This is a genomic window from Vibrio sp. 1731 (assembly GCF_033339955.1).
Classification (GTDB): domain Bacteria; phylum Pseudomonadota; class Gammaproteobacteria; order Enterobacterales; family Vibrionaceae; genus Vibrio; species Vibrio alginolyticus.
On record NZ_JAWOVO010000028.1, the window covers coordinates 20,945 to 42,067 of the forward strand.

Below are 21,123 nucleotides of genomic sequence, written 5' to 3' on the forward strand. Positions count from 1 at the left end.
GTTGATTTCCTCTAACTCTTTTTATTCTTCACGACTAAACAGTGCGTCAATAAACTCTTGAGTTTCAAATGGACGCAAGTCTTCGATACCTTCACCCACACCAATGTAACGAATTGGAATACCGAACTGATCAGCGATAGCGAAAATTACGCCGCCCTTGGCTGTACCATCCAGCTTAGTCAAAGTAATCCCGGTTAGAGGGGCAACATCACTGAAAAGTTTCGCTTGGCTAATGGCATTTTGTCCTGTACCTGCGTCAAGCGTTAGCATGATCTCATGTGGTGCAGAGTCATCAATTTTCTTCATCACACGTACAATCTTACGCAGCTCTTCCATTAGGTTCGCTTTGTTCTGTAGACGACCTGCTGTATCAGCAATCACCACATCCACACCACGTGCTTTTGCCGCTTCAATCGCATCATAGATAACAGAGGCACTGTCTGCGCCAGTATGTTGAGCAATCACAGGAACATTATTACGTTCACCCCACACTTGTAGCTGCTCAACCGCAGCGGCACGGAAAGTATCTCCCGCTGCAAGCATCACTTTTTTGCCTTGAGTTTGGAACTGCTTCGCTAACTTACCGATGGTCGTGGTTTTACCCACGCCATTTACACCCACCATCAAGATGACGTAAGGCGTTTTGTTGCTATCGATTTCTAGTGGCTGTTCGACTTTAGAAAGAATCTCAGCCATTTCTTCTTTCAACAAACCATAAAGGGCTTCGCCGTCTTTCAGATCGCCACGTGTGGCTTTTTCTGTCAGGTTGTTGATGATTTTTGTTGTGGTATTCATGCCCACATCAGCAATAAGCAGTTGCTCTTCTAGCTCTTCAAATAAGTCTTCATCGATTTTCTTACCGCTGAACAGACCGAAGAAGCCAGCACCAATATTTGCTTTTGTTCGGCTTAGGCTGCGTTTAAGACGAGCAAAAAAGCTTTCTGTTGGCTTTTCTTGTTCTTGAACACGAGGCGCGGCCGATACGACTTCTGGCTCCTCTGCTTCTGCTTCTGCTTCTGCTTCTGCTTCTGCTTCTGCTTCTGCTTCTGCTTCTGCTTCTGCTTCTGCTTCTGCTGGGGCAGTCTCTGATTGTTTCGCTTCTTCTTCAAGTTCTGGCGTAGCTTCCGCTTGCTCAGCAACCGCTTCGGTTTGCTGCTCTTCAGAAGGCGCTTCCACTGCTTCTTCTTTTACTGTTTCTTCAGTTTTTGGTTTTGGGCTTTGTTCTTCGTCACCAAAACCTAGCCACGAAAGTAATCCGCGCTTCTTTTTTTCCGTCATCTGGGGCTATCCTAGATTGTTCTTTTATCTATTAATGACTCTTTTTTGACAAGATTATTATCTGTCTAAAAAAGGCTAATGACAAAGTTCTGAAAACTTTCCGATTAGGTAATTCTAATCTTATTAGTGTTACACTCTGTCATCTTGAATATTCTGGGCTGTATCCAAGCTCCAAGCTCATTGCTTGGGCGATTAGATATAGTATCACTTTATTAGCGGTCAAAAAATCTATGGTAAGACGTCGCCAGCAAAACTCATCACAAAAAAAGCCAACAACGGGCTTTGTTCGCATTATTAGTGGCTTATGGAGAGGCAGAAAACTTCCTGTACACGATGCTGAAGGCTTACGCCCCACGACCGATCGCGTCAAAGAAACGCTGTTTAACTGGTTAGCTCAAGATGTACCACAGGCAAAATGTCTCGACTTATTTGCTGGCTCTGGCGGCTTGGGATTTGAGTCAGCTTCGCGCCAAGCAGAGCAAGTGACCATGGTTGAGCTAAACCCACAAGCTTTCCAACAGTTACAAAAGAATGTTGCCTCTCTTAACGCGAACAACATCCAAGTGGTAAATACCGACGCACTGAGTTTTTTGAAGCAACCGGGTTCTGCTCACCATGTGGTGTTTATTGACCCACCGTTTCGCAAAGGTCTATTGGATGAGACCGCGGCTCTGCTAGAACAAAATGGCTGGCTCGCGGAAGATGCGATGATTTATATTGAAACAGAAAAAGAACTCAATATTGCCGACTTACCAGAAAACTGGCAATTACATCGAGAAAAAACAGCAGGCCAAGTGAGCTATCGTCTGTACGAACGTACCTCCGCATAACGCCTCGATTTAAAAGGATACTTAAATGAAAGCACTAATTATGCTGGCCAAAGCGGCTATCGCCTTTGTTTGGTTAGTATTAATCCTAAATATTTTTATGCCCTTTCCCGGCAATGCCGCGATTGCGCTATACATCATGACCGCTTTTTTGTTCATCATGCACGGTTTACAAATGGCCATCTTCATTGGTGCATTTGGCGACAAAATAAAAATGAGCAGTTGGGAAAAATATTCAATCCTGATTTTTGGTATTTTTGCCCTACTCGATATTCGTCGTAAACACATGATGTAATCGCTCAGATACGAAAAAGCCGCTCTTGTGAGCGGCTTTTTTCTGCGTTTCGTTCGTCACCCAATGTAACTTTTTACACCATCTAAGAACATTTGAGTGGAGATCATCACCAGTAACAAGCCCATTAAGCGTTCTACCGCCTTCAAGCCACGTTCACCCAACAAGCGATTAAAGAAGCCATAAAACATCAGTATAAAAAATGTTGCGCCCCACGCAATTACGACTGATGCTGACATTTCCAACATTTTCTCTGGATGTTGCGAAGACAGTAAAAGCAAGGCAGCAATCACTGAAGGGCCCGCGATCATAGGAATGGCCATCGGAACAATAAAGGGCTCCTCGCCTGCTGCCAGTCCAGTGATGCTGCCAGCACTCGGGAAAATCATCTTAATCGCAATAATGAAGAGAATAATGCCACCTGAAATGCTGAGCGTTTCTGGCTGGACATGCAAAAAACTTAAGATGCTTTGTCCTGCAAACAGAAACAGCATCAAAATCAGTAAGGCAAACAGTAGTTCACGAATCAATACCTTACGACGACGCTTGGGATCGATATGTTTGAGAATAGACAACACAATCGGCAAGTTACCGAGAGGGTCCATAATTAGAAACAGCATGGTCGCTGCAGAAAGAATGTCCATATTCTGGCCTCACCTAAAAAATGGCGGCCAGTGTATAGCAAACTGACAACATGAGTATATGACTGAGGGCGAAAACACCATATTCACCCTCGATCTTAGCCGCCGTTTAGTGATTGCAAACTCGCGCCATATTGACCACAAACTTACCTTCAAGCTCACGAATTTTGTCGCGCTTGAGCAAAAATGCTAGTAATGCATCTAAGTCTAGATCATTCAGTTTACAGGTGTGAAAGCGAACGCTAGCACCAAAGTGCTGTGTGAGGGCTTCGCGATCCATTGGTGTTTCTCTAAGTAGGTTTAGCAGCTCGTGAGCATGGATTTCACTCATTATTGACTCCAGTTATTAAGAACAATGCGTTCAGTCTACTGAAATCCTCAAGAGCTGCTTTGACTTAAATTAGTAAATGATTGAGGCAACAATGAGGGCATGAGCAAAAAAGTAACTGCCACTCACCCACAAATAGGCGTGTTTCATCGGTTTTCGATAACCGTGTATCGCGTATGCCAGCGCCGAATAGATCAAAACTAAGGTTCCGCTAAAGCCGATAGCATTGGCGTAACTCGGCACTTGTAACCAAACTTCACCGGCTGCCCAAGCAAGTTGAACCAGCATCATCCCCATGATCACAACAGGGAATACCAGAGAGTCGAGTTGAGGCAGCAACAAAAAGAACGCCACGATACTCGCTGCAAGCAGCAGGGCCAACAGCCACCAGACAATCTCACCATTAAGCTGCACCCAAAATGACTTGCTGTAGCATACCTGGGCAACCAGATAAGCCGTAAAATAGATTAGCTTACGAGTTTTAAACGAGTGCAGCGTATCTGCCACCATAGACACAATCAGCCCACCCGCAATCCAGTAGGTATATGTTGCGGATGCACCTTGAGTTAACACCAACACAAGAAGAAGTAGCAGAGTAAAGATTTTAAACACGAGGGATTGTGTCGGGTTAGCTTGCTTTGCTCCCAACACGGAATACACACCTGATAGCCCTATCGCCAGCCAACTCCACATGCAGTATACACCTTTTACTTAAACTCGCCGCTAGTCTAGGTAGACCAGTTTTGATGTAAAGACACAATCTACGAAAGTTGGATCTCGCTAGCGATTCGAAACATTTTGTAACCCTCAGCCTACGTAATAATAAAGCCGATGAGCCTGAATGATGCCACTAAACATTGGGGCCAAGCTTTGCTCATCAGCCGAACCCATCAAATCACACGACACAATAACCAACGCTTTCTAAAACTATTTAACTGAAAAACAGATAAGTGCTCCAGGTAAGCCGCCATTTCACAAACTGACGATTAAACCACCAGGATGTATGTAATGCAGGCAACAAGAATAAATAACAGACACAAAATAGAAAATAGTCTTAGTAGCGCTCTAAGAGAGGAGAAACCACTGATGACTAGGGGTAAAAACTAAGAAAACCGACCTTAATTCAGTAAAAAAAACATCAGACAAGAAAAGTAAGTCAATGATAAATAAAACCATAATTTCAATAACAGATAAAAGTGCGGACTTCATAAACCATAGAATCACTAAACACTTTTGAAGCCCATATTTTCTCATAAGGTAAGAAAATCTCACTCCATGCTTTCGATTTGACGATGCAACCTCATAGCACATTTTTTAATTTTCTCAATTTTTGAGAAATACAGACAAAATAAACACCCAACATACCACTCGAAACAAAAAACAATTACAAAGCCAACATCACAAACCATTTAACATTATAAAATCATACACTTAAAACAAAAAAGGATAGAAATAAAACAATGTGAACACTTTAAATACAGCACAAAAAACATAGTTTCATTAGTCAGAATCACGTAAAACCAGACAAGTTAAGTGTGGTTTTTGAAAAGATTAACGAGCATATGTTGATCAAACCCCAAAAACAGTGCTATATTAAATTCATCGAGTTCATCAAAGATTAAGGGGTAGTGTTATGATTTCATCTTCTCAAAAACAAGGGCTGGTTATGATTGCAGTGGTTGTGGGTTTAATGACACTGCCAATGATGTACTAACCCAATGATTTAAAATAAAAAAGGACGCAAATGCGTCCTTTTTTATTTATCTGTATAGCTCTACTGAATGTGCTTAGACAAAATATCCCAGTGCATATAGTAGAAACCAAGAGCGGCCAGCGTAATCAACGTCATTAGCAAAATTGCTGTACGCCAAATAAAGCGAGAGCTTCTTGGTGTCAGCTCTTTTTCACAAGCATCACATGCCGCCATAAAGCCTTTACGATCATCCAGCTTGTAATCGTCTTCGTGCACCACTTTGTTACGCACGGTTGCGATGAATCGAAGCTTTGCTATCACGTCATGCGGTAAACGTTCTTCACAACTATTAATAAGTTGGTGCAACCCTTTCCCTTCTGCATGGTACTGAGTACGCAAAAGTTTTTCGATCGTTCGGGTACGCATGACTACTTTTTCAATATCTGACATCGTAACCCTCCTTACCAGACCCTTCCTATGTTCATTATTTTTATTCTTCTATAAATTTAGAGCTTTTTCGAGCCGTTAAGTGCAATTTTACTTTCAATTTGTGCCCTTGAGCTCATATAGCCAGACAAGTGAAAGCTGCTTAGTTCAGCTTTAGTGACGTAGCTTACAGATGAAGCAACAATTTCATCGCGTCCCCATTGAGATAAACCGTGAAGTGCGCCGAATAAAATTCATGTCCCTTTCATTAGATTATGAATAAGTTACCTCAACTCATCGTTTCGTCAGCGAGTTCTGTAGAATGGGACCCGATAAAACATTGGAGGTTAATATGCCAATCTCACTTATTTTCGCCCTATTCGCCCTTATTGCCTTGGGCGCGTGGGTGTTTTTCCGTTTTTATAGTAAGCACTATGTGGGCGAAGACGCTCCAGAGCAAAGCGCGCAGGTAACGGTTTTAGATAAACAAGCGATAGACATACCAAACGCACCACCAGGTCAAGACGATCAAGAGTATTGGATTTACGTTCAACGTGGTTCTATCGGTCCAAAGCGTGAATTCCAAATTGGAGTGCATTACTACCATGCACTCAACCCTGGAGATAAGGGAACACTGACCTATCGCGGCAACAAGTTCCTTCACTTCGCTATCAAACGTTAAGGCAGTAACCAACGAGTCTTGGCAGAACGAGAAAAGAGATAGCTCATCGCCAAGGCTCCAGATCCACTTAGAACGATCCAGACTGGAATCACCCAAGCAGGATGTCCTGTGTACCAACCGAACTCTTTCATCGGCCATAAGAAAATAGGGTGAAGTAAGTAAATCCCCAAGCTGTGCTGACTGATCACACTGACCACTTTTTGTACTTTTGGTGATAAGCCTTCACCAAAGTAACGCCCGATCATAAAAATCATCGAAGCCGCTAGAATCACATTCAGTGTTTTATAAGAGAGCCAGCGCCCAACCGTATACTTCTCCGCCTCTAAGCTATTTGTCACAACCATCGTAAAGGTCACTGCCAACGCCACGAGTCCTAGCCCAACAAATAAGGTCACCATAGAGCGATTCAAAGGTACCTTTTGAAATAAAACATACCCCAGTGGAAGGTAACCCATATAAAGCCACATCTGATTACTCCAAGGGCCATCAATCTTGAACAAGAACAGAGTGCTGGTGAAAAGCCAAAATGCGAGATAGGTATACAAGACGTTGTCATCCACGTTGCGTACCATCCATTGAAACAGCGGAATCACAAAATACAGTGGTATAAAGTAATAGAAAAAGCCGAGATGGTAATACGTTGCTTGGAATGGGCTATTGCTTAATACCTCTTTTACGGTTTCAAAATCAAAGCCTTGAGAAGTCCAGCCTGAAAGGTATGCATAAAACATCGACCAAATAAGAAATGGAACTAAAACTTTGCCCAAACGCCTTTTGATATAATACTTACCGTCAAATGGTCGAGTGTCACTGAGCATTAGCGCTCCGGTGATCAAAATAAAAACTGGCACTGCCCAGCGGGTTACGCTATTCACGCCTACCGCTGTCAGCCATTGGTCAAATGGAATCACTCCTAACTCATTTCGATACGGTGCCAAGACGTGAATGGCGATCACTGCTACCGCTGCGAAGCAGCGCAATAAATCAAAAAACAGAACCCTTTCTCTCATACCTTTCCCTACTTTGAGTCGCTTATCGTTTATAGCATAGGGTAAATCTCAACCAGTGAAATAGTTAACAATCTGTTTTTGCTTATTTTTAACTCAACAATGACCTACAACGGGGATTTCATCACCACTCTAATCACTTAACGAGAACCAAAAACCAAGCATCAGTATTCACTCTCCATGCCAAACCGACACAATCTGATTACACCAAACGGCGCATAAGAAACAAAAATGGCTCCGATTTGGAGCCATTTATACCATCTACAGATAGCGATACTGGGGATAGTTACGCAGTAGCAACATCAGCTTTTGGCAACTTAATTGAAATCAGCGTCGTCAGTGCCAAGAAAGCAAAAGAAACCCATAAGCACGCCGCAAGACCAGCCTCTTGGTAGATCCAACCCGATAATACCGTGCCAATCAAACGTCCCATCGCATTGGCCATGTAATAAAAACCGACATCCAACGAGACGCCATCGCCTTTAGCGTAGCTCACTATCAAGTACGAGTGCAGCGAAGAGTTAATGGCAAACACAGCGCCAAAAATCATCAAACCTACCACAATCACCAATTCAGGCTGCCAACCGATTTGCACACCATAAGCAATACCAGCCGTAATTAACGCTAGGACTCCTGCCCACACCAATGCTGCACTACCATCAGGCACACGACCTTGCGCTTTGCCAGTAATACGCGGCGCAATGCCTTGCACAAACCCATAAGCAATGACCCACGCAGCGAGAAAGCTACCAACCCACAAGTGATCCCAGCCAAACACGCTACCAAGATAAATAGGCAGAGCAACGACAAACCACACATCACGAGCACCGAATAAGAACATGCGAGCTGCGGATAAAATGTTTATCGATTCAGACTTGGAGAATATTTGGCGAAACTTAGGTTTACTCTTTGCTTTACCCATGTCCGCTTCTAGCCAGATCATGCTGCAAACAAACACTAATGTAAGTACACCCGCCATAATAAACATCGAGTTTTGAAAACCCACCCAAGACAGCAGCAAGCCGCCAACAAAAAAGCCCGCTCCTTTGAGTGCATTCTTCGAGCCAGTTAAAATCGCTACCCATTTGTAGAGCGCACCTTGCTGCTCGTCTGGTACTAGCGTTTTAATCGCGCTCTTAGCACTCATTTTGTTCAGATCTTTGGCAATCCCCGACAGAGCTTGCGCTGCCATCACCCAAGGAATGGTCAGCCATGCATTTGGTACTGCGAGCATCAGCAACGCAAACACTTGCATCGCTAAACCAATGTTCATGGTTTTATTTAGGCCTAACCTTGCGCCCAACCAACCACCAACCAGGTTTGTCACCACACCAAAAAATTCATAGAAAAGAAACAGTGAGGCAATAGCTAACGTGGAATAACCTAAGTCATGAAAATAGAGCACCACCAGCATACGCAGTGCGCCATCGGTCACCGTAAAGTTCCAATAGTTAAACGTCACTAACATGTACTGACGAATACTTTTGCTTAATTGAGAAATCATATTGACCTCATATGTACAGCGATAGAAGCATTTAGATCATCATGTTCTAAATACTTTCTAACCTGTACAGCAACATTGACCAATATAATGTTGCTGTGATTTTTAAAAAATGCCCCAACATCAATAAAAAGCAAAATACACCTTAAAAACAATGCATTAGTTAATATTAATGGCTTTTTTTGTAAACAGTCGTATCCTGAAGAAGCTCGAATTTAGCTTTTGGATCATAATGAACCAAAAGCTATTTAAGCTGATCAAGCGTCTTGAGCCACGCGTTCGATGTACTCAACTTGCACAGGTTTTGTAAATGCACCAGGGCGCAATGCCTGCACTTCTCGCACGATATCTTCTAACTGCCATTCCTTTTCTAGGAGTAGGTGAGCAGCGAACAAACCTGTGCGCCCCGAACCACCCATACAATGCATCGCAATTTTGCCACCTTGAGCAAGAATCTCGTGCAGTTCCGGACTGGCTTGTTGCCACTTCGTCGCAAATTCTTCATTTGGTGCGCAGTCGTCTTCAATCTCGATCTGGAACCATTTCATACCCAGTTGCTGAGTGGCTTCACCCAATGCAGAGACATTCTTCGCAGCTAATTCACTATCATCTAATGCAGTAACGACCGCTTGAACACCCTGCTCTTTCAACTGTTCTAACGACGCATGCAAATCGACACCTTTCGTTCCTGGGCACGGTGTTAAGATTAAAGCACCGGAGTCCAAATCTAATTGCCATGTAGGATGAGACATTGTGACCCCCTTTTAAGCCAAACCAACGTTACGAACCAGCTCTGCTGTGCGCGTTGCATAACCCATTTCGTTATCGTACCAAGCATAAATCTTAACCATACGAGAACCCACAACCATGGTTGATTGCGCATCAACGATGGTTGAACGTTGGTCGCCTTTATAATCGATAGAAACTAAAGGACGCTCTTCGAAGCCAAGGATGCCTTTCAAATCACCTTCAGATGCTTCTTTTAACAGTGCATTCACTTCTTCTGCTGTGGTATCACGCTTCACATCAAAAATGATGTCTGTTAACGATGCGTTTGCTAGAGGTACGCGAACCGCATGACCATTAATTTTGTCTTTTAATTCTGGGAAAATTTCGACAATCGCCTTCGCGCTACCCGTCGTAGTCGGGATAAGGCTCATGCCGCATGCTCTTGCACGGCGTAGATCTTTGTGTGGCGCATCCAAAATAGTTTGCGTATTCGTCAGGTCGTGAATGGTCGTAAAAGAAGATTGTTCGATACCCAATTTCTCATGAATGACTTTAACCACAGGTGCTATACAGTTAGTCGTACACGAAGCTGCTGTCACGATACGATGTTTTTCAGGGTCGAAAATATGGTCGTTCACGCCCACCACAATGTTCGCGATACCTTCTTCTTTCACAGGTGCGCTTACCACGACACGTTTCACGCCTTGCTCTAGGTATTTGTTTAGGAATGATGTTTTGCGATGTACGCCTGTCGCTTCAATCACAACATCACAATCAGACCAGTTCACCGCATCGATATCGCGTTGTTGAGTCGTGGCGACACGCTTGCCGTTGATGACGAGCTCACTGCCTTCGACCTGAACTCCATGATGCCAACGACCTTGCACTGAATCGAATTCTAATAAGTGACCAAGCGTAGCGGCGTCACCTGCGACATCGTTGATTAACACAAACTCCAATTCTGGCCAATCAAATGCCGCTCGCAGCGCTAAGCGACCAATTCGGCCAAAGCCATTAATTCCTACTTTAATTGTCATAGTTTTACCCTCTAATCTTCTACCTTGAATCTCTATTCGCTGTTAACAGCAAGCCTCACGACTTTTATCGTGTAAGCGTGTGATGTCGTCTTGGTATTCCTGCTTCAAACAGTTTGATGCCACTAAGTCTTCAATTAACTTTCGCATCCAACCTGGCAATTGCTGTGATAACTCGTAATACACCCATTGCCCTTGGCGTTTATCCACCAAGATGCCACTGGACCGTAACTGAGCAAGATGACGAGAAACTTTCGGCTGGCTCTCTTGCAGAGCAAACGCCAAATCACCAACGCAAGTTTCACCTTCACGGGCCACGAGCATTAAACAACGTACGCGTGTTTCATCGGATAACAGCTTAAAAAACTGATGTGGAAGCATAATGAACATACCTATATATGGATATGCGTATATGTTTATTTAATTAAGATATATCGTCAAGAGGAAACCGTCCATCGTCATAAAAGTTTCACATCTAACGAACAGCTTGATTGTAAAGAGAGAGATTCAAAGAGATAAAAGATAAGACACGAAATTATGCAGTCGCGATGCTTTGACTCCAGCGAACCGCTTCACCTAAGGAGAGCTTCACTTCCTCTAAAGGCAACCCCAATTGCATCGTGATTTTTTCAACCCCTGACCAATCGGCACGCTCGTAGCACTCTTCGAGGGAAATAAGTGCACCATAAACCCCTTTGCGATGTAATAGCGCTTGTTGTACTGAATGACTAAGCGGTAACTGCCTAACTAAAGATTCCACCGAAAGATCCAACAGCGCATCTAGAATCGACAGCAAACCAACCATAAAACCTTGTTCGTTGAGGTGAGAGAAGGGCTGATAGCGCGACATCAATTGGCAAAATTGAGCTCGTTGCAATGAAAGGTGATACAGCTCTCGAGGCTTGTTACTGGAGATATACGATGCCACAACCAAAGAGACAAACTGCTTAAGGTTATCCTGGCCAAGATAAATCAATGCCTGACGAAAAGAGCTGATTTCGACAGCCAAATTCGGCGCTTGCGTATTTACAAAACGCAATAATTTATATGACAACGCGACATCTTGCGTAATGATGGACTCGATACGAGTAAAGTCAGGCTCAGGAGCACAAACTTCACGAAACAGTTGCAATGCCAACACTTGCTCAGGACTGACGTATTTAGTCTGCGAGACGAGTGGCTTGCTAAAAAAATAACCTTGGAAAAATTTAAAGCCAGCCGCTTTCGCTTGCTCAAACTCTTCTGCGGTTTCAACACGTTCTGCTAAAAAGTGGTATTTGACGCGTTTGGCAAGGTGTGTTGTGACAAGTTCACAGGCCTTTTCGAGCCCCATCGCCATAATGTCGAGCTTCACAATATGCACATATGGCAAAAAACGGCGCCATTCTGGTGTTAGGGTGAAGTCATCCAAAGCGATCAAGTAACCTTCTCGATAAAACTCACGAATCGCATCAAGAAGCTCATCCGTAGGTTGGCACGTTTCCAACACTTCGATGACAATTTTGTTTTTCGGCAAACTGCGCGGCAAACGTCGCACCAAACTTTGATGAGGAAAGTTAATAAAGCATCTTGAAGAGGCAATCACTGGGTTAGTACCCAGTGATAGGAAGTTTTCGACGATCAGTCGGTATGTCGCTCGATTTGAATCAATATGTGAAGGGTATGCGTTACTCTCCCCGTCTCGAAACAACAATTCATAACCCAGCGTCTGTCTTTTTCGGTTAAAGATCGGCTGGCGAGCGACATACGTTGTATTCATGCTAAAGAAGGACCTATAAATGGCTTATGACTTTGCAGCTGCTAATAATGCACCACAACCCATGAACATTGAACCGAATACTTTGTTTATTTTTCCCATGATTTTATCGGAGCGAATAAAGCGTCCCATTTGTGCTGCCAAGCTCGTGTAACCCAACATTACACACGCATCAATCACGACCGTAGTGACGCCAAGCACCAACAGTTGCGTGATTTGGTCTTTTGCCGGGTCAATAAACTGCGGGAACAACGCCACCAGAAAAACAATCGATTTAGGGTTGGTGAGGTTAATTAACACAGCCTTGTACAACAGCGCCGTGCCTGACATCTCGTTGTGGTTTTCAGCTGCGACTAAGCTTGACGTATCGCGCCATTTCAGAATCCCCAACCAAACCAGATAAGCGGCACCAACCCATTTAATGACAGAAAATGCGGTTGCTGACTGCGCGACAAGCGCACCAATACCCGCCCCCACCAGCGCGATGTGGATAACTAAACCAATTTGTAAGCCAATAATGGCACCCAGTGATTTACGGGTACCGTAACTCAAACCATTACTGATTGAGTTCACCGTGCCAGAGCCCGGAGCCAAACTAAAAACGATTGCTGTTACTACATAAGCTAACCAGACATGGGTATCCATTGCATTTCCTCACTAATTCTTCGATGATACATCGCGTAAACAACGTATCTTCAGGTAATCAACTAATGGCGACTAACCATTCACCTTTGACTTATACTCAAGAGACATTATTTGAGCAAGCAATTGGTGGTCCGATCGCAGCACTTTGGCAAACTCGCCAAGAGGGCTTTGTTAAAGGGACTGAGAAAAAGAACATTTACTGGTGCAAGCTAACCAACCCAGAGCATAAAAAAGCCGTGCTCATCGTAAATGGACGCATTGAGTCTTCCTGGAAATACCAAGAGCTGTTTTACGATCTCTACCGCCAAGGTTTCGATGTCTATTCCTTTGACCACCGCGGACAAGGTTTATCAGATCGTTTATTATCTGACTCAGATATGGGTCACGTCTATGACTTTACTGATTATATTGATGATATGGACATCGTCGTAAAAAAACACGACCTTAGCGAATATCAACAATGCTTCATCATCGCGCACTCTATGGGCGGCGCGATCGCCACACGTTACCTGCAAACTCACCCAGAACACCCTTTTACTGGTTTGATTCTAAGTGCGCCCATGTTTGGCATTAACCTGCCATGGTACCTATCACCAATAGCGATTCCGGTCACACAAATTATGTCAGCGGTATCGACTTTGCCACGCTATGCACCAGGACATCAGGCCTACTTCCCTAAGCCCTTTGAAGATAACCCACTTAGCCAAAGTTACGGCCGCTACCAATGGTTCCGAAACCTATATACGGAAAAACCGGAACTGCAAGTCGGTGGGCCAAGCACTCGCTGGGTTTGGCAAGGGCTCATGGCCGCTAAGCAGTGCTTTTTATTAACTCGCCAAGTCAAAATACCAGTAATCCTAATCCAAGCCGGAAACGATCGGATTGTTAGCAACCTCGCGCAAAAGCGTTTTATTGATAAATTGCGGAAAACCAACCCGCACGCGGAGCTGCTTTCTATCGAAGGCGCACAGCATGAAATCTTGTTCGAGACCGACAAGTATCGTAATCAAGCGCTCGATGCGATTTTCCGCTTTATGAATGACCCTAAATCACCATCAAACGAACAAGCACAATAAGAACTCTAGGCGACCATTTCACGACTAAGATTAAAGAGGAAATGTCTACACATCGATTTACCCTCTTTTTCATCCTCATTTTGGCGTACACTGCTTGAACTTGGCTACTTTGACACTGTGTTTAACCGCATAGTGCTATGAGCCCAAGTTCCCCCGCATTCGGAGCAGTACGATCTAGTCAGTCTGCTGTACTCCGTTTGCAATTCACCTGTTCCACACTATCCAAACCGTTTACGAGGACTTCATGAGCACATCGCTACCTTGCAAAGAGATCACCAAAATCGTTGCCTCTGATCTGGATGGCACGTTACTAGCACCTAACCATCAGCTCAGTGCTTACTCAAAAGAGACGCTAAAAGCGCTGCATGAAAAGGGTTATACCTTTGTCTTTGCAACCGGCCGTCACCACGTAGACGTTGCGAGCATCCGTCGCCAAGTTGGCATTCCAGCTTATATGATCACGTCGAATGGTGCCCGAGTGCATGACCAGGAAGATCAGCTAATGTACAGCGAGAATGTCCCTGCGGAACTGGTACAAGGCGTGATCGACACGATCAAACATGATCAAGAAATACTTATTCACATGTATCAAAATGATAGCTGGTTGATGAACAAGGATGATGAAACGTTACGTGACTTCCACGATGAATTCACTTACGTCTTATTTGATGAAGACCAAGCCCCAACTGACGGTATTGCGAAAGTTTTCTTCACGCATCCTGGAGAAGACCACGAACGTTTGGTCGTATTTGAAAACAAACTACGTGAGCAGTTTGGTGATAAGCTGAACATCGCATTTTCAACGCCTTGGTGTTTGGAAGTAATGAGCGCTGGCGTGTCTAAAGGTCATGCTCTTGAAGCGGTAGCGAAAAAACTCGACCTCACGTTAGAAAACTGCGTAGCATTTGGTGATGGCATGAATGACGTAGAAATGCTGTCGATGGCAGGTAAAGGGCTAGTTATGGGTACATCACACGAAAAAGTGATGAAAGCTCTACCAAATAATGAAGTAATTGGCAGCAATGCAGAAGATGCGGTTGCACACTACCTACAAGAACACTTGCTGTAAGCTTCAATACTCCAAATTATGAAGGGCTGCACATTCGCAGCCCTTTTCTTTTATCGCTGACTTGGCAGCTTCTCTTTGCCAAGAATCGCGTCCCATTCTTCTTCTATCACGGGCATAATCGACAAGCGATTTCCACGTTTCACCAACGGCATGTTCTCAAGTTCTGGCATCGCTTTCATCACCGACAACGGAATCACTCGCGCCGTTTTACGTACAAACTCTACATCCACCATAATCCAACGCGGGTTGTCTGGGTCTGACTTTGGATCGTAATAATCGCTTTCGGGATCGAATTGGAAATGATCGGGATAGGCTTCTCTCACAACTTTAGCAATACCTGCCACGCCAACATGTTTACAAGAAGAGTGGTAAATCAGGACTAAATCGCCCACCTTCACTTGGTCACGCATCATATTGCGCGCCTGATAATTACGAACTCCCTCCCAACATGAAACCTTTTGAGTTCGAAGCGTGTCAATAGAAAAGGTATCTGGTTCAGTTTTAAATAACCAATATGCCATAATGCCATCCGATGCCGATTGAGTAACAATAATGAGGAAGATATAACATGAAGGCTTTGAAAAACCCAGTGGCGCTTGCCACCTTGCTGGTTCTGCAAGCATGTAGTTCACAGCCGCCACAATCTGGTGCTGCTGACCCAACCTCTCCACCAGCAACCTTAGATAAGCCTGAAACCATTCAACCTCAAACTTTTATGCTACGCGGAAAAGTGATCGTCGGTCACGAGAGCCAATACATCATGCCTTGTGGCAGCGACAAGCAATATTGGTTGCAACTATCACCACAGCAAATGCAACGAGCAATTCAGTTAAATAACGAGCCTTACCAGACTATGTATGGCGAGGTTATCGGCCACCTCAACCCACCGGGCATCGATGGGTTTTCTGCTGATTTCGATGCTAACTTTGTAGTGGAACAAGTGAACTTCCTCACAACGGAAAACCCAAACCGTTGTCAGCAACCAAACAAACCAACTCGCGTGTTTGGTAATGAGCCTTCTTGGTCGGCAAGCTTTGAGGCTAATGGACTAACATTCCAGAAAATCGGCAAACAAACCACAAAATTAGCGATTAACAGCAGTCAGCTTCAACCTCGCCAGCGCACTTATCAACTGCAAGGTGGTGAGCTTCGCTTAACAGAAAACCTCTGCTCAGACACAATGAGCGATTCTTTATATGGCTGGAAAGCAACACTAAAACATGATGGCGAGACGTATCAAGGTTGTGGTATGGCTGCAAACGTCGATGCAACGCTTGGCTGGGCTAATACCTATGTCGCGACCTCAACCCAATCACAAGGCTTTGAAGTACAAATGACCTTAAACCCAGACCACAGCGCCACAACAAAATACCGTTACGCCAATGGACAAGCACCATTAATCGAGCGTGGTTACTGGCAACAGTTAAGTCCGTCTCAGGTTCAAGTTGTCATGACGCATCATCAACAGCAAAGGCTAATGTTAGAGCGACTGTTTACTCGAGAAGGCAATCAGCTCAAAGCGACCAAAGAAAAAGTCGGTAACTTGGTATACCCAATCGCCGATGGTGGTTTAGTCCTTTATCCTGCCACCGTTCGTGATGAAGGCATCATGCAACCAGCCGAAAAACGCACCAACAACCCCATCGGTAGTGCTGACGTACCTTCTAGTGCAGAGTTTGATTCAAAAGTAGATGCCGCGGTGCGCAACTACTTCTTTATCCATCAAACCAACCCCAACAATAACCAATACCGTTGGCTAACTTACGACCTCAACAGCGATGGTAACGAAGAGCTATTGGTACAGTTGGATTGGTGTGGTTCCGGTGGCTGTACATTGCTAATATTTGAACATCACGAAAAGGAATGGCGCTTTAATAGCCGCATTACACTAGTGCAAAGCCCGATTATGCTCGGCCAACAAACCTCTCATGGTTGGCGAGATCTGATTTTTAATGTCAGCGGTGGCGGAGCTAAAGCGGCTCAACATGTGATGCAATACACTGGGGTTAGCTACCCACTCAACCCAAGCATGGCGCCAACGGCAACGCCGAACCAAGTCAGTGGCGTGCGTCTGTTCTCTGATGGGATAAGCCCGGTGCGAGAAGGAGTTCGTCTGTAATGTCACAACCGTGTCCAACCTGCGGTTTTCAATTCAATTGTATGTGCTCGCTAATGCCGAAACTTAACAGTGAGCACAACATCCTGCTGTTAATGCATCCGAATGAACTGAAGCGTGATACTAATACCGGCCAGCTACTAGAGCAGTGCCAACTCAACATTGAGCGAGTAATCTGGGATCGCAAACAGCCACCAGCAGAATTGCTCACTCTATTAGCTGATCCGTCGCGGTATCCGGTGTTGCTCTTCCCCTGTGAAGAAAGTATCACACTCGAACATGTGGTACTCCAAAGCCAGCAACAAACCAAAACTCCGCTGTTTATTATTTTGGATGCCACCTGGCAAGAGGCGCGCAAGATGATCAATAAGAGCCGTTGGTTAGAAGGTATCCCTACTATGGGATTGTCTGCGTCGGCGGACTCACAATATCAGCTGCGACGCAACCAACAACAAGGTAATTTGTGTACGTTTGAAGTCGCTGCACATTTGCTCGGGCAACTTGGAGAACAAAACAACCAACAACAAATGCAGCGCTTTTTTGCCCATTACCTCGCTCTGTTCCAAGCTGAAAAGAGTGGACACGCTCTTAAGCGTTAACCATTAAGCTCAGTAGAAGAACCAAACAAAAAACGCAGCCTACGCTGCGTTTTTACGACAAGAAGTTTCACGTGAAACATCATTAAAACAGTCGAGTCGGCTCGCCAAGATAGTAACCCTGCAAATAATCCACCCCCATGTCTTGTGCAATGGTACACACCTCCTGATTGTGGACGAACTCCGCCACCGTCTCCGCGTTAAACACCTGGCACAAACGCACCAACTGGGAAGCGATCTTGCGCTGTTTTAAGTCTTTATCAATATCACGAATCAAGCTGCCATCGAGCTTTATGACTTCTGGCTCCAACTTTAGGATTTCATCGATATTCGAATAACCGGACCCAAAGTCATCAACAATGATACGCGCCCCTAAGCTTCTAAAATGACTGCACACTTCTATCATTCGGCCGTAGTCTTTGATCTGCTCAGATTCCAGCACTTCTAAACCAATTCGCCTTGGGTCATTTAGCTGGCTAATTTCATGCTCTAAAAGCATTAAAGTTTTATCACTGAGCAAATCTTGCGGCGATAAGTTTATAGAAAAGTCACCTTGCTTATCTCGCATATAATGCAACGTAGAATGAATCATGTGCCGACTTAGTCGAGTGTAAAGATGCGTATCAGAGATAATTGGCAGAAAACGCCCTGGCGCAATCACCGTTCCATCGGCTTCCAGAATACGAACCAAACATTCTTGGCTTGCCAGTTTGTGGCTACCCGCATGCACAATAGGTTGGCTATAAGTGATGATATTCTGTTTAAGAATGGCTCTACTGACGCAACTTAGCCATCCAAGTTGCTCTTTACGCACATCCTCACTGACTTCAATATCTTTCGCATTACAGATATGGGTATTACTGCGTACACCGGAGCGCCTCGCTTCGATGCCTTTGAGTAAGAGCTCATCTACTGAAGCGGATGGAAAGTCTCGACGACTCACTAAGCCGCCGCATAGCGAGATAGAAAGATAATCTATTTCACGTAGGCCAATTGGCTCAAAATTAGTTTGTTCTACCGCGTCAGCAAAACGCGTAAAGTGCTGTTTGATGGTCTCGCTGCTTTGATCAGCTTTAAATATGAACGCCCACTCACCAACCCCAATACTATAAAGCTGCAAAGCCGTTGGCATGCCGAAACGCTTTCGTAGTCGATTCGTAAAGTGCATTGAGAGATCTTTGAGTAATTGATCTCCCACTCGGTAGCCGTATTTTTCGTTGATATGACTAAAGTTAAGTAGCTTTAGAGTCAACAAATGCTCATCCAAATCGATGTTACTCAGCCGCTCTTGCAATGCGACCCGGTTTTGTAACCCCGTACGACTGTCGCGTCGATAGCTTTCTTGTAACTTGCGCGTTTGGCGATCGAGTTGATATCCCATATGCGCGTTCATATGGTTGAGATCGCCGATCGCATTTCGAATCAAGCTAAACAACGGTGAAATAGAGGAGCTAACGGGCGACTTAGGCAAGTTCAATGTTTGCACTTCGTCTCCCTCTCGCATCGCTAAATACGTCAGGCTGTGATGAAGAATTTCGGGCTGACCAATACCACCATGCAGTTCCCCCATACAGTAACTACCAAACGTCGTCGCAATATCTTTGAAGGCTTGGACTTCGTCGCTGCTGTCAATAAAGTCTAACCGTGACGCGCAGTTAAAAATCATAACGACTTCAGGTTGGTGCATGGCTAACTCAACCACACCATGCCGCACTTGCTCGAGCGTTAACGAGGGATGGTTATAGCAAAATTGCACTTCGTCACCAAGACACCAGGGCCTGTCGAAGCTCATACTGCCATCAGCGTGTAGCTCCGTTACCGTACAAACTTCCTTTCGCCCTAAGCTTTCTCGATACAAAGGAAAGCTGAGCAGTTGACTCAGCGTCACGTCATGGCCATCCGCCAAGTAACGCTTGTATACGTCCAGCGCTTTCTTCTCACCTAAACAATACAAGCGCGTCCCTTTTGCATGAGTGACTTTGTGTGGCATGCCAATCGGGTTCCATTCCGAATACGCATCAGTCCATAGCTTCAAAGTATCACTGTGCAAAGCTACGGCAACCACAGCGTTATCGTAAACTCGGTTTTGATATAGCACCCAGCAGCCATCGTCAATACTCTGCGCCAACCCTCCAGAAATCACTACTTCTTCACTGGCGAAGGTTTGAAACAAGGGATAGTCACGTCGTTCAATTTGCACAGCAAAGCTGAGGATCACCTGTGAATTATGCTGCATTAGAAGAGAGCGCTTGAGCTCCCCGCCATCAATGTCAGGGGAGTAAGAGTATGTTTGTACCGCAGAAGTCAGCGTGGTTTGCTCAAATTCAATCACACTCACTAGGCAACCAGAGGTAAATATCTCCCCTTCCAGAATCACATTACGCGTACTATGCCCCATAACATGAGCATTCGGCAGCGACGACAAAACGGCGTCTGCAAGTGTGGTCGTAATTTCGCGCGATTGCGTCGACAATATTTGTACTAAATATTGTTTATCTGAGGAAGTCGGAAAAGTGACTAAAAAGTCATTCAGTTGACTGACATCGTGAACCAGTTTTGAAAAAGCTCGCATGGACCTACCACTGCCGTAACACTATCTTCACCACGACGTGTGGCGTTACTATTTTTATTTAATAGAGAATAATTTACGTGGCTTTGCGCTGCTTTTCTAGACACAAAATGAGATTAGAATGGATTAATGCGAAAGCAATTAAAAAAGTGTGAGTAACGGCTGCAAACTATTGATTTCAATATCAGGTAAAGTACGTGTTTTTGAATGGTTAATGACATTTTTATTCATATCATTAAACCAACAGGCTGCAAAACCAGCCAACTTTGCACCATGCACATCCGTGGTTAGATGATCACCGACATGCAGAATATTCTCCGCAGGAATATCCAAGAATCGCTTCGCTTTAGTAAACATATCGGTTGCGGGTTTCGCCAATCCATCTGGTCCTGCTTTAAGTACCTGTTGGAAATAAGGCGTAAGACCGATGCGGTCTAAATCCACATTACCGTTGGTGATTGCTACCAACGGGATGTGCTGCGCGAGTTCCTCCAGTACATCGAGGCTTTGCTGCGGCACTTCAAAACGGTTACGCCAGTCCAACGCAACGTCTACTGCGGCTTTCGCGGCGGCATGTGCTGCGTCTTCGTCGTAGCCTACTTGGGAGAAGGCTTGCTGAAGTTGCACTAAACGCCATAAAGTGACATCGCTCTTCAGCTCGGGTTGTTGCTGCACAACACGCTGCTTGAGAGCAAACCAATCCGCTTTGTTCATATGGGCAACCGCTGGATGATGGTGCTTGAGCCAAGATAGCAACTCACGCTCCATGCGAACTATCACAGGATAGTTGTCATAGAGGGTATCATCTAGGTCAAAGGTCATTGCCTTAATAGGCTCGATACGGCGATAAAATTTCAT

22 protein-coding genes are annotated in these 21,123 nt (G+C 44.7%); 7 read left to right on the top strand and 15 right to left on the bottom strand.

Annotated elements, in window-relative coordinates:
- Window positions 1–21: 21 nt before the first annotated feature.
- Window positions 22–1,278, bottom strand: a complete 1,257-nt coding sequence (gene ftsY / locus R7035_RS22325) for a signal recognition particle-docking protein FtsY (RefSeq protein ID WP_318117302.1) — start codon at window positions 1,276–1,278, stop codon at window positions 22–24.
- 230 nt (window positions 1,279–1,508) lie between these two features.
- On the opposite strand from ftsY, the gene rsmD reads away from it, so the two are divergent.
- Together rsmD and R7035_RS22335 are read left to right on the top strand one after the other, a co-directional pair.
- Window positions 1,509–2,108, top strand: a complete 600-nt coding sequence (rsmD, locus tag R7035_RS22330; protein WP_262652203.1) for a 16S rRNA (guanine(966)-N(2))-methyltransferase RsmD — start codon at window positions 1,509–1,511, stop codon at window positions 2,106–2,108.
- Between the two features lie 25 nt (window positions 2,109–2,133).
- Window positions 2,134–2,400 carry a DUF1145 domain-containing protein gene (locus tag R7035_RS22335; protein WP_005378704.1) on the top strand — a complete coding sequence of 89 codons (267 nt, stop codon included), beginning with the start codon at window positions 2,134–2,136 and terminating at the stop codon, window positions 2,398–2,400.
- A 56-nt stretch (window positions 2,401–2,456) separates the two neighbouring features.
- On the opposite strand, the gene R7035_RS22340 is transcribed toward R7035_RS22335, so the two are convergent.
- The 4 genes from R7035_RS22340 to R7035_RS22355 form a co-directional block, all read right to left on the bottom strand.
- Window positions 2,457–3,041: a YhgN family NAAT transporter gene (locus R7035_RS22340; RefSeq protein WP_005389671.1), complete on the bottom strand. Its 585-nt coding sequence runs from the start codon at window positions 3,039–3,041 to the stop codon at window positions 2,457–2,459.
- A gap of 106 nt (window positions 3,042–3,147) precedes the next feature.
- The gene (locus R7035_RS22345) at window positions 3,148–3,369 is read right to left on the bottom strand and encodes a YecH family metal-binding protein (RefSeq protein ID WP_005378711.1); all 222 of its coding nucleotides are present in this window, start codon (window positions 3,367–3,369) and stop codon (window positions 3,148–3,150) included.
- 69 nt (window positions 3,370–3,438) lie between these two features.
- Entirely contained in the window at window positions 3,439–4,059 is a 621-nt protein-coding gene (locus R7035_RS22350; RefSeq protein WP_005389670.1) for a lysoplasmalogenase, read from the bottom strand.
- A gap of 1,081 nt (window positions 4,060–5,140) precedes the next feature.
- A complete protein-coding gene (locus tag R7035_RS22355; protein ID WP_005378717.1) occupies window positions 5,141–5,509 on the bottom strand; it encodes a hypothetical protein in 369 nt (122 codons plus the stop codon).
- Between the two features lie 328 nt (window positions 5,510–5,837).
- Between R7035_RS22355 and R7035_RS22360 the strand changes: the two genes are divergently transcribed.
- Window positions 5,838–6,167 carry a DUF2500 domain-containing protein gene (locus R7035_RS22360; RefSeq protein ID WP_005378719.1) on the top strand — a complete coding sequence of 110 codons (330 nt, stop codon included), beginning with the start codon at window positions 5,838–5,840 and terminating at the stop codon, window positions 6,165–6,167.
- Here the strand turns inward: R7035_RS22360 and R7035_RS22365 are convergent.
- The 7 genes from R7035_RS22365 to rhtB all read right to left on the bottom strand — a co-directional run bounded on the left by R7035_RS22365 (window position 6,164) and on the right by rhtB (window position 12,839).
- The gene (locus R7035_RS22365; protein ID WP_132937315.1) at window positions 6,164–7,177 is read right to left on the bottom strand and encodes an acyltransferase; all 1,014 of its coding nucleotides are present in this window, start codon (window positions 7,175–7,177) and stop codon (window positions 6,164–6,166) included. The genes R7035_RS22360 and R7035_RS22365 overlap by 4 nt on opposite strands.
- A gap of 283 nt (window positions 7,178–7,460) precedes the next feature.
- Window positions 7,461–8,678 (bottom strand): organoarsenical effux MFS transporter ArsJ, encoded by a 1,218-nt coding sequence (gene arsJ, locus R7035_RS22370; protein ID WP_054575539.1) that lies wholly within the window; start codon window positions 8,676–8,678, stop codon window positions 7,461–7,463.
- A 254-nt stretch (window positions 8,679–8,932) separates the two neighbouring features.
- Window positions 8,933–9,427: a cyclin-dependent kinase inhibitor 3 family protein gene (locus tag R7035_RS22375; RefSeq protein ID WP_053307418.1), complete on the bottom strand. Its 495-nt coding sequence runs from the start codon at window positions 9,425–9,427 to the stop codon at window positions 8,933–8,935.
- A 12-nt stretch (window positions 9,428–9,439) separates the two neighbouring features.
- Window positions 9,440–10,441: an ArsJ-associated glyceraldehyde-3-phosphate dehydrogenase gene (locus R7035_RS22380; protein ID WP_005383630.1), complete on the bottom strand. Its 1,002-nt coding sequence runs from the start codon at window positions 10,439–10,441 to the stop codon at window positions 9,440–9,442.
- Window positions 10,442–10,483: 42 nt separating this feature from the next.
- Window positions 10,484–10,819 (bottom strand): metalloregulator ArsR/SmtB family transcription factor, encoded by a 336-nt coding sequence (locus tag R7035_RS22385; RefSeq protein ID WP_005378730.1) that lies wholly within the window; start codon window positions 10,817–10,819, stop codon window positions 10,484–10,486.
- 154 nt (window positions 10,820–10,973) lie between these two features.
- Window positions 10,974–12,197 carry an EAL and HDOD domain-containing protein gene (locus tag R7035_RS22390; RefSeq protein WP_017636082.1) on the bottom strand — a complete coding sequence of 408 codons (1,224 nt, stop codon included), beginning with the start codon at window positions 12,195–12,197 and terminating at the stop codon, window positions 10,974–10,976.
- 24 nt (window positions 12,198–12,221) lie between these two features.
- Window positions 12,222–12,839 carry a homoserine/homoserine lactone efflux protein gene (gene rhtB / locus R7035_RS22395; RefSeq protein ID WP_132937316.1) on the bottom strand — a complete coding sequence of 206 codons (618 nt, stop codon included), beginning with the start codon at window positions 12,837–12,839 and terminating at the stop codon, window positions 12,222–12,224.
- A 65-nt stretch (window positions 12,840–12,904) separates the two neighbouring features.
- On the opposite strand from rhtB, the gene R7035_RS22400 reads away from it, so the two are divergent.
- Window positions 12,905–13,915 carry an alpha/beta fold hydrolase gene (locus R7035_RS22400; protein ID WP_005378733.1) on the top strand — a complete coding sequence of 337 codons (1,011 nt, stop codon included), beginning with the start codon at window positions 12,905–12,907 and terminating at the stop codon, window positions 13,913–13,915.
- A gap of 244 nt (window positions 13,916–14,159) precedes the next feature.
- A complete protein-coding gene (locus R7035_RS22405) occupies window positions 14,160–14,984 on the top strand; it encodes a Cof-type HAD-IIB family hydrolase (protein WP_005378734.1) in 825 nt (274 codons plus the stop codon).
- A 50-nt stretch (window positions 14,985–15,034) separates the two neighbouring features.
- On the opposite strand, the gene R7035_RS22410 is transcribed toward R7035_RS22405, so the two are convergent.
- Window positions 15,035–15,505 (bottom strand): EVE domain-containing protein, encoded by a 471-nt coding sequence (locus R7035_RS22410; RefSeq protein ID WP_132937317.1) that lies wholly within the window; start codon window positions 15,503–15,505, stop codon window positions 15,035–15,037.
- 47 nt (window positions 15,506–15,552) lie between these two features.
- On the opposite strand from R7035_RS22410, the gene R7035_RS22415 reads away from it, so the two are divergent.
- On the top strand, window positions 15,553–17,103 hold the full coding sequence (locus tag R7035_RS22415) for a COG3650 family protein (protein ID WP_132937318.1): 1,551 nt from the start codon (window positions 15,553–15,555) through the stop codon (window positions 17,101–17,103).
- Window positions 17,103–17,699, top strand: coding sequence for a tRNA-uridine aminocarboxypropyltransferase (locus R7035_RS22420; protein ID WP_033907272.1), 597 nt, complete (start codon window positions 17,103–17,105; stop codon window positions 17,697–17,699). The genes R7035_RS22415 and R7035_RS22420 overlap by 1 nt, the downstream gene beginning before the upstream one ends.
- An 82-nt stretch (window positions 17,700–17,781) precedes the next feature.
- Here the strand turns inward: R7035_RS22420 and R7035_RS22425 are convergent, their stop codons facing one another.
- Window positions 17,782–20,268: an EAL domain-containing protein gene (locus tag R7035_RS22425; protein ID WP_005383644.1), complete on the bottom strand. Its 2,487-nt coding sequence runs from the start codon at window positions 20,266–20,268 to the stop codon at window positions 17,782–17,784.
- Window positions 20,269–20,406: 138 nt separating this feature from the next.
- Window positions 20,407–21,123 (bottom strand): 5-amino-6-(5-phospho-D-ribitylamino)uracil phosphatase YigB, encoded by a 717-nt coding sequence (gene yigB, locus R7035_RS22430; RefSeq protein WP_053350826.1) that lies wholly within the window; start codon window positions 21,121–21,123, stop codon window positions 20,407–20,409.